At 60.0% G+C, this 13,416-nt stretch carries 11 protein-coding genes; 6 read left to right on the top strand and 5 right to left on the bottom strand.

What is annotated here, in order from left to right:
- Nucleotides 1-21: 21 nt before the first annotated feature.
- The 4 genes from ACI2KA_RS15385 to ACI2KA_RS15370 are packed head-to-tail and all read right to left on the bottom strand — an operon-like array spanning nt 22 to nt 3,851.
- Nucleotides 22-843, bottom strand: a complete 822-nt coding sequence (locus ACI2KA_RS15385) for an ABC transporter permease (RefSeq protein WP_404503339.1) — start codon at nt 841-843, stop codon at nt 22-24.
- Nucleotides 836-1,663: an ABC transporter permease gene (locus ACI2KA_RS15380; RefSeq protein ID WP_404503338.1), complete on the bottom strand. Its 828-nt coding sequence runs from the start codon at nt 1,661-1,663 to the stop codon at nt 836-838. Before ACI2KA_RS15380 ends, ACI2KA_RS15385 begins: the two co-directional genes overlap by 8 nt.
- A gap of 9 nt (nt 1,664-1,672) precedes the next feature.
- Nucleotides 1,673-2,713, bottom strand: a complete 1,041-nt coding sequence (locus ACI2KA_RS15375) for an extracellular solute-binding protein (protein ID WP_404503337.1) — start codon at nt 2,711-2,713, stop codon at nt 1,673-1,675.
- A 22-nt stretch (nt 2,714-2,735) separates the two neighbouring features.
- On the bottom strand, nt 2,736-3,851 hold the full coding sequence (locus ACI2KA_RS15370) for an ABC transporter ATP-binding protein (protein ID WP_404503336.1): 1,116 nt from the start codon (nt 3,849-3,851) through the stop codon (nt 2,736-2,738).
- 616 nt (nt 3,852-4,467) lie between these two features.
- Between ACI2KA_RS15370 and ACI2KA_RS15365 the strand changes: the two genes are divergently transcribed.
- The 4 genes from ACI2KA_RS15365 (at nt 4,468) to ACI2KA_RS15350 (ending at nt 8,396) form a co-directional block, all read left to right on the top strand.
- Entirely contained in the window at nt 4,468-5,400 is a 933-nt protein-coding gene (locus ACI2KA_RS15365) for an ABC transporter substrate-binding protein (RefSeq protein ID WP_404503335.1), read from the top strand.
- 3 nt (nt 5,401-5,403) lie between these two features.
- On the top strand, nt 5,404-6,276 hold the full coding sequence (locus ACI2KA_RS15360; RefSeq protein ID WP_404503334.1) for an amino acid ABC transporter permease: 873 nt from the start codon (nt 5,404-5,406) through the stop codon (nt 6,274-6,276).
- A gap of 90 nt (nt 6,277-6,366) precedes the next feature.
- A complete protein-coding gene (locus ACI2KA_RS15355; protein ID WP_404503333.1) occupies nt 6,367-7,497 on the top strand; it encodes a sugar phosphate isomerase/epimerase family protein in 1,131 nt (376 codons plus the stop codon).
- A 149-nt stretch (nt 7,498-7,646) separates the two neighbouring features.
- The gene (locus ACI2KA_RS15350) at nt 7,647-8,396 is read left to right on the top strand and encodes a GntR family transcriptional regulator (protein ID WP_404503332.1); all 750 of its coding nucleotides are present in this window, start codon (nt 7,647-7,649) and stop codon (nt 8,394-8,396) included.
- Here ACI2KA_RS15350 and ACI2KA_RS15345 read toward each other — a convergent pair.
- On the bottom strand, nt 8,391-8,636 hold the full coding sequence (locus ACI2KA_RS15345; RefSeq protein WP_404503331.1) for a hypothetical protein: 246 nt from the start codon (nt 8,634-8,636) through the stop codon (nt 8,391-8,393). The two genes, ACI2KA_RS15350 and ACI2KA_RS15345, sit on opposite strands and share 6 nt — an antisense overlap.
- Before the next feature lie 286 nt (nt 8,637-8,922).
- Here ACI2KA_RS15345 and ACI2KA_RS15340 point away from each other — a divergent pair, with 286 nt between their 5' ends.
- The gene (locus tag ACI2KA_RS15340; protein ID WP_404503330.1) at nt 8,923-10,311 is read left to right on the top strand and encodes an endonuclease/exonuclease/phosphatase family protein; all 1,389 of its coding nucleotides are present in this window, start codon (nt 8,923-8,925) and stop codon (nt 10,309-10,311) included.
- 52 nt (nt 10,312-10,363) lie between these two features.
- On the top strand, nt 10,364-13,351 hold the full coding sequence (locus ACI2KA_RS15335; RefSeq protein WP_404503329.1) for a Dyp-type peroxidase: 2,988 nt from the start codon (nt 10,364-10,366) through the stop codon (nt 13,349-13,351).
- The last annotated feature ends 65 nt before the right edge of the window (nt 13,352-13,416 follow it).

Here is a 13,416-nt window from a genome sequence, read left to right as displayed (position 1 = left end):
TGCATTTTTTGTGAGATTGGGTCAGGCCGGCCTCTGTGGCGCCAACACCCGTCTTGCAACGAGCATCACCACCAGCGTGAAGCCGATCAGAATTCCCGAGATCGCCGCAACGCGGACATCGAGCGACTCCTCGATGAGAGCAAACATGCGCAACGGCAGAACGGTCGTCTGCGCGTCGGCGAGGAAAAGCGAGACGGAGACATTATCGAGCGACTGGATGAAAACCAGGAACGCGCCGGCCAGAATGCCGGGCATCAGCAACGGCAGGATGACCCGCCGCAAGGTGGTAAACCAGCTCGCCCCCATTACCGCTGACGCTTCCACCAGCGACGGATTGATGCCCTGCGCAACGACCGAGGCGGCGCGATACATCAGCGGCCCGAAGACAACAATGTGACCGACGACCGTGAGCCAGAGCGACGGCTGGAAACCGACGAAATTTGCAACGATCAGGGCGGCCAGACCATAAACGAGGCTGGGAAGGACCAGCGGCGCCAGAAGAATCGGCTCGATCGCGCCGACCGCGCCTCGTCTCATGCGCGTCATGCCGATCGTGGCGGGCACGGCAAACAGCAGCGAACCCAGCACCGCAAGCCCGGCGATCTTCAGCGAATTTGCCGCCGCGATATGCTCCGTCGCCGAACGCGCCGGATCAAGCAGGGCCTCGTACCAGCGGAAGGAGAAGCCTTCGGGCGGATATTTCAGTGTCTGCCCGGCCGTGAACGACATCGTCAGCGCAATGATGATGGGCGCGATGAGATAGATCACGCTCAGGCCGCCGAAACCGAACACGAATGCCTTGTAAAGAAACGCCGGAAGCGGATTTTCGCGATGATCACGCATGGCCGACGAGCCTCCTGCGGCGGGAAATCATGGTAAGAGCGACCAGCAGGCAACCGGTGGATAACAGCAGAACCACTGCTATCGCCGACGCCATGGGCCAGTCGAAAAGCGTGCCGACCTCGCGATAGATGAGCTGCGGGACATACACGTTGCGCGCGCCGCCGATAACGGCCTGGGTGACGAAGGAGCTGCTGGTGCTGGCAAACACCAGAATCCAGCCCGCCAGCAGACCAGGCAGCATCAGCGGCAACAGGACGGTGACCAGAATGCGCCAGGGGCCAGCGCCGGATACCTGCGCCGCCTCGGTAAACTGCACGGGCGTACGCGACAGGATGGCGACCAGGGGCAGGATGACCAGCGGAAGGTCGATCTGGCACATGGCCATGACCAGCCCAAGCTCGGTGAACATCAGGCTGATGGGACTGCCCGTGAGACCGAGCGCCATCAGAGCCTCGCTGATGGGGCCTTGCCGCCCGAGAATGACGATCCAGGCGAAGGTTCGAACCACGTTGCTGGTCAGCATCGGGATCAGCGTCAGGAAGATGATGACCTGGCGCGCGGTCTTGCCGCTGTGCCAGTAAAGAAGCGCTATCGGCACGCCGAGCAGCGTCGTGCCGATAACGGTTTCCAGACCCAGCCGGGCCGTGTTGACGAGAACGCGGAAATTGAACGCGTCCCCGAGAAAACGTCCGTAGTGCTCAAGGGAAAACCCCTCGGCACCCACGAAGCTGAAGCCGACGAGAACGGCGAGCGGCGTTGCAAAAAACGCCACCGACAACAACAGCATCGGGACAACGTATGGAAAGCCGCTCGCCTTCATCTTGCACCCTCAGCCGGCGACCAGGGCGTCGAACCGGCGGATCCAGTCGGCGCGGTTGCTGTTGATGGCGGCCCAATCCGGATAAACGAGGCTGGCGAGCTGTTCGCGGGTCACATAGGCCTCGATGCCGGGCGTCAATGCGACGTCCCTGTTGGTCGGGAACATTTCCCGCGGCGGCAGCTTCAGCTGATCCTGCGCCACCTTCGAAATGGCGGCGTCCATATAGGCGTAGGCCGCATCGACGTTCTTTGCGCCCTTGGTCAGATGAATGTTGACGGGGGCCGCCGGCGAACCCGTTTCCGGCTGCACGAACTCGGCTTTGAGACCCATCGATTTAAGGCGCGCGACATTGCCTGTGGAGCACATGAAGACGGCAATCTCGCCTTGCTGGAACAGCGTCATCTGATGGTTGGTGCTGTCGACGACGCCCTTCAGATGCTCCGGATTATCCTTGAAGAGCTTGAAGACGGCGTCCATGTCCGTCGGGCCAGACCCGAAAATCCTGGCGATCTGGGTATAGGCCATGACGGCGGTGTTGGAACCGAAGCCGGTCCAGGAGACCTTGCCCTTATAGGCGGGATTTTCAAAGAGATCGCGATATCCCTTCGGACGCGGAACAAGATCGGGATTATAGGCGATGCCGTTGACTTCGATCGTGACGGTCGGACCATATTCGCCCTGGAAGGCCGTGTCGAGCATGGCCCAGTTCTTCAGTTTCGACGGGTCGATCTTCTGGATCAGATCATTCTCGATGGCGACCGCCATCTGGCCGGGCGACATCAGAAGCGTGTCGTAAGGCGGGTTGCCGGGGCTTGCCATGACCTTGGCAAGCTGATCCTGCGCCATGGCCGGGGCAACGGTCAGGTCAAAGCCCGCCGCTTTCACGAGAGGGGTCAGAACCGTGCGGTAACCGTCCTCCCAGTTGCCGGGAAAAGCCGCCGCGACGGCGGCGGCACCAGCGGCGCGGGCCGACAGGGGCAGCGTGGCGATGGCAGCGGCGCCGGCCGCGAGAAGCCCGAAACGGCGGCGCGTCATATCAAAGTCTTTCATCTGTTCACCTCTTCGTTGTTGTTTATTCACCTGATGCTTCCGGTTCGCTCGGAAAGGCGTGACACCTGCCGGTGTCGATCTCGGCAAAGAGCTGTGCTCCGGGCGCGGGAATGAATGTGGACGGTCCGCGAACTTCCGAAGCGCGCAGACCGGTCCCGTCCTCGAGGACGAGATCGTGAACCAGCGTCGGCCCAAGCGGCACGGACACCGTCAATCGGGCCGGGAGCGAGGATACGCCCGGGCTCGTCTGCAGGCGGACGTCTTCCGGGCGGAAAGTGATGCTGACCTTGGAACCCGCCGTAAAATTCAGGCGACGCGGCAGCACGAGAGCCTTGCCGCCCGTCAGCGCGACGGTCGTTGCCGCGGCATCCAGACGCTCGACCGTCCCATGCATCACGTTGGCCTGGCCGATGAAGGTGTTCACGAAGAGCGTCTTGGGCCGGTCATAGACCGCCATTGGCGTGTCGATCTGCTCGACATGGCCCCTGTTCATCAAGACAAGCCGGCCGGCAAGGCTTTGCGCCTCCTCCTGATCATGCGTGACGATGAGCGTGGTGATGCCGAGGGTTTTCTGCAGATGCAAAAGCTCGACCTGCAGATCAAAACGAAGCGCCCGGTCGAGCGCGCCGAAAGGCTCGTCCAACAACAGGAGCGACGGTCGCCCGGCAATGGCGCGGGCAACCGCGACCCGCTGCTGCTGCCCGCCGGACAGCTCGCGCGGCAACCGGTTTCCATATCCATCGAGGCGTACCAGCGAGAGCATCTCCTCCACACGCGCCTTCCGCTCCGCCCTCGGCATCTGCTGACAGGAAAGTGGATATGCGATGTTTTCCGCCACGGTGAGATGCGGGAACAGCGCATAGTTCTGGAAGACCATGCCGATGCCACGGGATCGTGCCGAGATATTGGCGAGATAGCGGTCGCCCAGCCGCAGGCTGCCGCTTTTCGGCTGGATCAGCCCGGCTATGGCGCGCAGAACCGTTGACTTGCCGCAACCGCTCGGCCCCAGCAGCGCGACGATCTCACCCGCCTTGATATCGAAGCTGATATCGCTGATCGCGTTCTGCCCGCCATAACTATGGGTAAGGCCTTTGACACTGAGCTGCTTTCCATCTGCCGGCGTCGATGCCTCTGACATGAATGTTCCTTCGCACCACGCCGGACTTGAAACACTGCCAGGCATGAGGCGGTGATCTGGTCGGTCGGCGATTTTGAATTGTATCTGGGTCATGCCGAGGATGCTGCAAGCCGCGTGCCAATCTCGAAGATTGATCGGCAATAATTTAATTAACAATATGATTTAAAATGAAAATTTATGTTTTTATTATCTTCGAACAGAAATAATAATATTCATTCGAATTAATATCCGAACTTAAAATCTGTTCAATTTTCGCCAGGTTCGCTCATTCATTAAGCAGCGACTTCCATCAATTTGAGGGCACGGGGCATGTTTTCCGGGCTGAGCCAGGAAATTCCGACAATCGAAACAGCATTCGAAATTCAGATAAAGCACAATAAATTCAAATGCCTGAATGATAAATTCGTCAATACCCGCAACACATTCACAGAAGCCGATGATTTTTTAATCAGTTTATTTTCGAATATTCATGCGAAACTTTGTTCGAAATTTTCACGACATATTCGCCCCCTGAAAATAGCCGTTTAAAAACAACGCAATAAATAAACAAGACCCCACATGGCACGCCGATTGCTTGCCTAATAAGCGCAAACGCACACAATAACAGGGGATCACCATGCGCCGCTTCAACAAACGTCTCAAAGACTGCCTGACCGGTATCACCTTCCTGCTGCTTTCCGCCTCTGCGCAGGCGGCGGAAGGGGTAGCGATGAAAATGACGCCGGACGCCGATGTCGCCAGGCTTCCCGGCGTCGCTTTCAATCAGACGCTGGCCGATGGCCTGCCTTCCGCCATCAGGGACAGGAAGACCATCAAGGTCGCCACCGATCTGACGCCGCCGATCAGCTTTCAGGCGGAAGATGGCAAGCTGATCGGTATCGATGCCGACATTGCCGCGGCGCTTGGCGTCATTCTCGGCGTCGATGTGCAGATGACCAATGTCGGCGCCGGCGCTGCAATCGTGCCGGCCGTTCTGTCAAAGCGTTTCGACATGACGATTTCCGGCATCAACGACGATGCGGAACTGGAAAAACAGGTCGATGTCATCGACTATATGTATGATGCGACCACGATCATGACGATCAAGGGCAATCCGCTCGGCATCAGGAATATGGAGGATCTGTGCGGCAAAACGGTCGCGGTGCCCGTTGGCACGTTCCAGGCGCGCCTGGTCGAGGCCGCATCGGCAAAATGCTCGACGCCGATAAAGATCATGTCGATCCCGAAAATGCCGGACGTGCTGCAGGCTGTCCGCACCGGCCGCGCCGATGCGACGGTCAACGGTTATGCGACAAGCGTCTACACCACCGCAAACCAGACCGGCAAGGGCGTCGGCCTGGAGGCCCTGCCTGATATACGCCTCGCTGTCGGCTATCTCGGCATGCTGACCGCCAAGGACAACCCCGAACTGCGCGACACCGTCATCGCCTCGCTGCAACATATGGTCGATAGCGGCGCCTATCGCGCGATCATGGAAAAATGGGGCCTCGGCCCGCTTGCCGTAAAGACCGTGAAGTTCAACGATGCCGCCAGCATGCCGGTGAACTGAGCCATGGCCCTGTTCGCTCAGCCCGTCAGCATGGCCATCGAACCACCGGCCGGCAAGCCGATACGGTGGGGGCAAATCACATCCGCAACCAGCGCGATCCTCGCGCTGGCTCTCGTCCTCGTCGTCATCGGCAGGAACCAGAGCGTTCAGTGGAGCGAAATTCCACGCTACATGGTCGATCCGGTCATTCTCGACGGCGTCGCGCTGACGCTGGAACTGACGGCCGGCGCCATGGCGGCAGGCATCCTCGTCGGCTGCATCATCGCCATCATGGCAACCAGCCACAACGTCGTGCTGAAGGCGATGGCCATCGGTTTCGTCTGGTGGTTCCGCGGCGTGCCGCTGATCGTGCAGATTTTCTTCTGGTTCAACATCGCGCTTTTCGTGCCAGCAATCGGCATCGGCCCCTATTCGATACCGGTCAACGACCTCGTCACGCCGGCATTGGCCGGTTTTCTTGCGCTCGGTCTGCACGAGGCGGCCAATATGAGCGAGATCATCCGCAGCGGCCTGACGGCGGTCGACCGCGGCCAGCGCGAGGCAGCCTCATCGCTTGGCTTGAGACCGCTGCAGACATTGCGCACAGTGGTTCTGCCGCAAGCCGTTCGGCTGATCGTGCCGCCCACCGGAAACCAGGCCATCGGCATGCTGAAGGCAAGCGCGATCGTTTCGGTCATCGGCATGCAGGATCTGCTGACGCAGGCGCAAGCCATCTACGCCCGCAACTTCCTCGTGATCGAACTCCTGTGCGTCGCCTCGCTCTGGTATCTCGCAATCACCACCGTGGCTTCGATCGGCCAGCATTGTCTCGAGAAACATCTCGCACCGAAAGGCCGCGACGCGGATACGCGCAAAGACGGCCAGCGACGCAACTGAGCACCAATCCATCCACCCGTCCACACATCCACCAATCAACCAGGATCGCCATCGCAGCGCATCCGACCAGGAAACATCAAGGAGCAAATCATGAGACTTGGTATCGACGGACAGAAACTGCCTGAAGCCCGCAAGCGCGGCCCGCTCAAAAGCCTCGAACATGTCAAGGAACTCGGTCTTGGAGGCATTTTCTTCAGCACGGTTCTCGATATGAGCCCGACGCTGGACGCAGGCGCGCTGCGTGATATCAGGGCAAGCGCTGACGATCTCGGCCTTTATCTCGAAAGCGGGGTTGGCAAGATCAATCCCTATTGCAGCGCCGAGGCGCCCGAATTCCGCGCCATTGGCGACGGCGATATCATACTCGGCTTTACCCGCATGATCGAGGCGAGCGCCGCCATCGATTGCCGTGAGCTTTGGGTGTCGCCCGGCAACTTCAAGTCCGAATATCGCGGACGGCTGGCCAACGACCGCTTCCGCACCGATGTAAGCTGGGACGAGCAATTGCGGGCGACTGAAAAGGTGCTGCTGAAGCTCGCGCCCGTCGCGCGCGCCAACGGTGTGCACCTCAACATGGAAACCCACGACGAAATTACCTCGTTCGAGATTCTGCGGATGATCGAAACCGTGGGAGAGGATTGCATGGGCGTGGTGTTCGACACGGCAAACGGCCTGCAACGCGCCGAACATCCGGTCTTCGCCGCCAAACGGGTCGCGCCCTATGTCCGTCAGACACATATCAAGGACGCCTATGTGGGGCGTGCCCCCGGCGGTTTCGACTTCCAGACCCGGCCCGTCGGCCGTGGCATCGTGGATTTTTCGACCATCATTCCAATTCTTGCCAAGGCCAATCCGGCGCTGAACCTCTCGCTGGAGGTGGCGGCCTCCGTGGAGGACAAGCCGCGCCGGGCCAATCCGCGCCAATGCATTCAGCTTCATGATCCGGTCTGGCGCGCCAGCCATCCGGATCTGACGGCCGAGGAGCTGGAAGCCTATCTCGCCATGGTCGATGCCTTCGAAGCACGCGTGTCCCGCGGCGAGATCCCCGATTGGGAAAGCTACGAGGCCAGCCAGTACGGTTACCCAACCTATGAGAAACAGTCTTACGGTTTCACCCAGGCCATCGCATTCATCAGGAATTCGGCGCTGCACATCGAGACGCTCTGCGCCGACAACGGCATCCACCTGTCTCAGGCCATGGCGAAACAAAACGCAGCCTGAAAGCGCCAGACACCGACTGGCGGCGACGGTCGCCAGTCCCCACCAAATACAAGCCCATGGGCTGTATTTTTCTGCGGTTCGGATATACGCACGAATATTCTCATGAAAGTAATCAGATCGGCATGGCCCGATTGCATCTGGAGCAAGACATGAAGAAGACGCGCCGTCAAAGCCTCCGGGCTGCGCCAAAAGCAAGCGGGCCGGCCGATGCCGCCGAGAACAATAATGACGATGTTTCCGAACGCATCCGCACGACGCTTGCCAACGCGATCGGTGAAGGCGCGCTGAAACCCGGCACCAAGATTCTGGAGGATGCGATCGCCGATCATTTCGGCGTCAGCCGCACCGTTGTGCGCGGCGCGCTCGGCGTTCTGGAAAGCGACCATCTTCTCGAGCGCAAGAAGAACCGCGGCACCTTCGTTGCCGAGCCCGGCATCGAGGAAGCAAAGGCCCTCTTTGAATCACGCCGCAAGATCGAGCACGTCATTCTGGAGCTCGTCATGATGCGCGCCACGACAGAGCAGCTGGATGCACTTGAGAAGCTGACCGACGAGGAAGAACACATCCACCACCACGGCGACGAAAAGTCGAAAACCGTGCTGTCCGGCAAGTTCCATATCGTTCTCGCCGAACTCGCCGGCAACGCGGTGTTGACCGAGATGCTGTCGAAGATCGTTGCCCGTCTTTCGCTTGTCATGGCGCTCTACGAAGAGGAAAAACATGACGATTGCGGCGCCGATCACCACCGCCTCATCGTCGCGGCACTCAAGGAGAAGAACCTCGCCAAGGTGCAGCAGTTGATGGATCATCATCTGGCCGACATCGAAGGCCGGGTGCGGCTGACCGAGGGGCAAGGCGACCGTCATACGTTCATGGCGGTGCTTGAGAATTTTTCATGACCATCCTCGCCGCTCCTCAATCACCGCGATGTCTGTCGTCAAAGCCGTATATTCTGACCGCCATATCCTAATCTCGATTGGCAGCGCGCGGCTGACGCGGTTACGAGGGTAAAATCGATCATTTGCAAATAAAAATGGCAATTTTTCAGTACATTTAAAATCCGTTTCCACAAAATTCTCGATCATAACCTGCTTTATCAACATAGCCATACGAATTTTGAAAATAAAATTTTTCTGCATCCATGAATTTCAAGAATTTCATTCTGTAAATTTGACCTGCTCCTTACGGTGGCCAAATATCATCGGCATGACGACTATTTTTTAGCCCATGGCGTGAAAAAATCTCGGTCCATGCCAGAAAATTTGCTTGTATCGATATTCAAGATGCTGCTTCTTGCGACACCATCGACGGGATTTTTCAGAAAAACTCGATTGAGCACACTACTCAAGCAAGAATAACGCACGCTCACCTTGTATTTTTACTTATTGATTGTACGATCCGGTTGTGAACGTCGAGGGGGATTTCATGCCGTTTTATGGTCGCCTCAAAAAAGCGCTTCCCGCAGGATCGGCGCAGGAAATCATGCGCAAGCGCACGATTGTCGGGCTGCGCCGTCTTCGCAAGGCATTGGCGGAGCATTTTCCGAAAGATACCAACCGGATGACAACCGTCCGCATCGGGACGTGGAACATTCGCGAATTCGGCAATAACAAGCACGGGGGACGGGAGACTTACGAGCCGCTCTATTATATGGCGGAAATTATCTCGAACTTCGATATCGCCGCCATCCAGGAGGTGCGCGACGACATGACCGAGTTTCGCCAGCTGCGGGATATTTTAGGCCCGGACTGGGACTATATCGCAACCGACGTCACGGATGGCGGCGCAGGCAACGGCGAGAGGATGGTCTTTCTCTTCAACCGCAACCGCGTACGCTTCCGCAACATCGCCGGCGAACTGACATTGCCCGACGGACGAAAGGTCTTGGCGAGTTTCGGGGAGCGCATAAAGCTGGAAAACGGCATAGCGTTGAAACTGCCGGCCGGTGTGGAACTGTCAGGCATATACGACGCGAAGTCGGAAGCCGGCAGCGACGGCGCGATCAAACTCACGGAAGACGTCGAAATCGCCCTTCCCGCCGATACCTGGCTCGCCCTGCCCAAGGGCAGCGCGCTGGCGGTGGCCAAGGGAACCGAAGTGAGCCGCCCCGCCGGGACCAAGGGAAAAGTCGCCCTGGGCATTCCGCAGGACACCGTCGAAGGCAAAAATTTCCGCCTCCGCTTCCCCGGTGAGGCGCTGGACGAAAGCTTCAAGCAGTTTGCCCGCACCCCCTTCATCGTCAGCTTTCAGGCAGGGTGGATGAAGATCGACCTGGCGACGGTTCATATCTATTTTGGCGACAACGAAGACGAAAAGCTGCTGGCGCAGCGCAAGCGCGAAATCTTCCGCCTGACGGAGGCGCTGGGCGCGCGTGCGGCAAAAGAAATGAAGGCCAATCCCGACAACACCGTCCTCACCGGCCTGCTCGGCGACTTTAATATCATCAGCGCCGAGCACGAGACGATGCAGGCCCTTGAAGCCAACGGCTTCGAAGTGCCGGAACAGATCCGCTCGATCCCGGGTTCGAACGTTCCGCAGGACAAAGCCTACGACCAGATTGCCTTCTGGGAGCCAAAGCGCAAGCGCGGCCATGTTCGGGTCGATGTTCGCGGTGCGGGCGTCTTCGACTATTACGACCATGTCTACCGGCTGGATGAGCGCCTGACATATCAGCCCGAGCGGTCGGAGGGCGCCTACAAGACATGGCGGACCTTCAAGATGAGCGACCATCTGCCGATGTGGATCGAACTCTCGAGCGATTTTTCGGATGCCTATCTCGACGCCTGCGACGCCGTTGATCCGGTCGAGGCATAGGGATGGGCCGCCGCGTAGCGCGCCAGTGCATGGACATGTCAAAGGGGACAAGATGCCGGAAATCCACGCTGGAGAGCCGTCTTTGCCGCGCCGGTGGCGGGATCTGAAACAGATCATGCTGACCAGCGCGATCCCGTTTCCCGGCGATCATGCCGGCGCCGTCGATGACGCCCTCGCGAAACTCGTGCCGGAATTGCGCTCCGGAGGCGCGATCCGGAACGTTTTGCGCGAACAGGGCATCCATTTCATGACCATCACGGTCGTTCGTGGCGACGCCGGGGAGAACACCCATCTTGTCTTCGAAATCAATGCCGATGCCGATGCCGATGCCGATGGCGACAACGAAGCCGAGGTTATACAGCGGGTCGCGCGCCTGCTCGATCCATGGCTGAAACCGCTGTTCGAGACGGCGGGGATCCCTCCTCTCCCATCCATCCAGACGCTGCTGTCCCGCCACGGCATCCACACGCACCTGGGGTTGTTCGGCGTCGCGGGAATCGAGTTCCGCGGCACGCCGCAGATGAGCGTGACGCGTATTCGCAGTGAAGCCACGTTTGCCCGCGGGGTGCGCGATTATTTCGACGCGCATCCCATCGGCAATGAACCTCCGCTTTCAACGCTGCACCGCGTCCGCGCATATATCGAGGCGCAACCGGCTCTCAAACCGCTGCTTGTCGCCGATCCGCTGCCAAGCGAAAAAGCGCCTGAAGAGCCTTGGTCGCTGCCGATGCTGATCGGCCGGGCCGTCCTTGCCTTTCTGTGGCCGATCCTTCTCCTGTTCGCAGTCCTGCTCGTCGTGGCGGCCGTGACCACCTTTTACGCAGCCGGCATCACGGTCGGCATCCTTGCGCTGCTGGTGGGAATCCTCCTCGCGGCTCTCGCACTCGCGGCGGTCACGCTTTGGCTTTACGGCGCGTTACGGGCGTTGGAGAAAGGCAACGAGCCGGACGACAGCCTGCCCGACCCGAGCGTGCTGGCGGAGATTATCCAGCATGAAAATTGGTCGGCGCAGAACCATCTCGCCGGCATTTCGGTGATGCAGGCCGGGCGCCTGCGCATATTGACGCTGAGGCTTGCCTTCTGGATCATAGGCCAGATGGTGGCCCACACCTATCGCCCTGGCTTCCTCGGCGAATTGAGCACCATCCATTTCGCCCGCTGGGTGCTTTTGCCCGGCACGAACAAGCTGCTGTTCTTCTCCAACTACGGCGGCAGCTGGGAAAGCTATCTTGAAGATTTCATCACCCGTGCTTCGGCGGGTCTGACGGCAGCGTGGAGCAACACAAGAGGTTTCCCGCGTACCCGCAACCTGTTTATGGACGGCGCCACCGACGGCGACCGCTTCAAACGCTGGGCGCGACGGCAGCAGCAGCCGACCCGGTTCTGGTACAGCGCCTATCCGGGCCTCACCACGGCCCGCATCCGCGCCAATGCCAAGATCAGGCATGACCTCATCTCCGCCTCCACGCAGGAGGAAGCCGCCACATGGCTCACCCTTCTCGGCTCCCGCGCGCGAGACGACCACTTTCTCGAAACCACCGACATACAGGCGCTGCTGTTTGGCGGGCTGAGCCGCCACCCGCACGCTGCATGTCTTGCACTGAACCTGCCGGACGATCCGGAACGCGCGCGTGCATGGCTGCGCACGGCCCTCCCGCACATCACGTTCGGCGACCAGCCGCCCGCAAGGCAGGTGGTGGTTCTCGGCCTTGCCGCCGGCGGGCTAACGAAGCTTGGACTTCCGGCAGAAACCCGGGCCGCTTTCCCCATCGCCTATACCATGGGCATGGCGCATCCGGCACGCACGAACATCCTGTCCGACACCGGCGACGACAAACCGCAGGACTGGCTTTGGGGCACGCAGGAGCGGGCAGTCGATGCAGCCCTGCTGGTGTACGCGGATTCGCAGCCGACGCTGGAGGCCGCCGTCGAGGCGCTCAGTCGGGATATCATCGCTGAGAACGGCCGCGTCGCACACCGCGTCACGCTTGACCCCTTGCCGGAACGGAAAGCGGGAGAGAGTGGCATCAACGTCGCCCGCGAACCTTTCGGTTTCGTCGATGGCGTCTCCCAACCGATCATCAGGGGCACCCGGCGCTGGATGCGGCAAACGGACGCCATCCACCATATCGAACCCGGCGAATTCCTGCTCGGTTATCCCGACGGCAGAGGGTTCTTTCCGCCTTCTCCCTCAATTGCCGCCGCCGCCGACCCCGGGGGCCTGTTGCCGCGGATGCGCCCCATCGCCGCCTCCGATGACAAGGACAAGGCCGCCGCCCGTGACTTCGGCCGCAACGGCACCTTCCTGGTGATCCGCCAGCTGGAGCAGGATGTCGAAACCTTCAACGGCTTCGTCGCTGATGCGGCCAGGGCCTGCGAGAAACATCCGGCCGTTCCGGCCGCCATCACCGAACAGGCGCAACGGCAAGACTGGATCGCCGCCAAGATGGTCGGGCGATGGAAAAACGGGACGTCGCTGGTGCGTTATCCCTACGGACCGGGAAAGACGGAAGATGACCGGGACCATCCGCCGGACAACGAATTCCTCTACGGCGCCGAGGACCCGGGCGGCGAGCGCTGTCCGTTCGGTTCCCATATCCGGCGCGCCAATCCGCGTGACAGCAAGCTGCCTCAATCCGCCGACGAGATCGCCATCACCAACCGTCATCGCATCCTGCGCGTCGGCCGCCGCTTCAGTCCGGCGGGCAGCGGTGATGCCACGGCGACGAAACCCGGCCTGCTGTTCATGTGCCTGAACGCCGACATCGAACGGCAATTCGAATTCATTCAGCAGACCTGGGCGATGGCGTGGCAGTTCCACGGATTGGAAAACGAAGCCGATCCGCTGATCGGCCGCGGGGTTGAAGAGGACGGGAAGCCGCGCAAGCTTGCGCGTCTCACCATTCCTTCGCCGCGCGGCCCCCTGCACCTGACGAATATTCGCGATTTCGTCCGGGTGCGCGGTGGCGGCTATTTCTTCGTGCCGGGTCAAAGGTCGCTACACTATCTCTCCACCCTCGAGGAAACGGAAAGAGGGTAGCGGTGAACAGAATGCCCCGGGCGTGCGGGCCTTGTTTCGTATTCTCGGACAGCGTGAAGGATTGG

Source organism: Agrobacterium sp. NPDC089420 (assembly GCF_044900305.1).
In the GTDB taxonomy this organism is placed as follows: domain Bacteria; phylum Pseudomonadota; class Alphaproteobacteria; order Rhizobiales; family Rhizobiaceae; genus Agrobacterium.
This window is presented reverse-complemented; position numbering and strand designations above follow the sequence as displayed.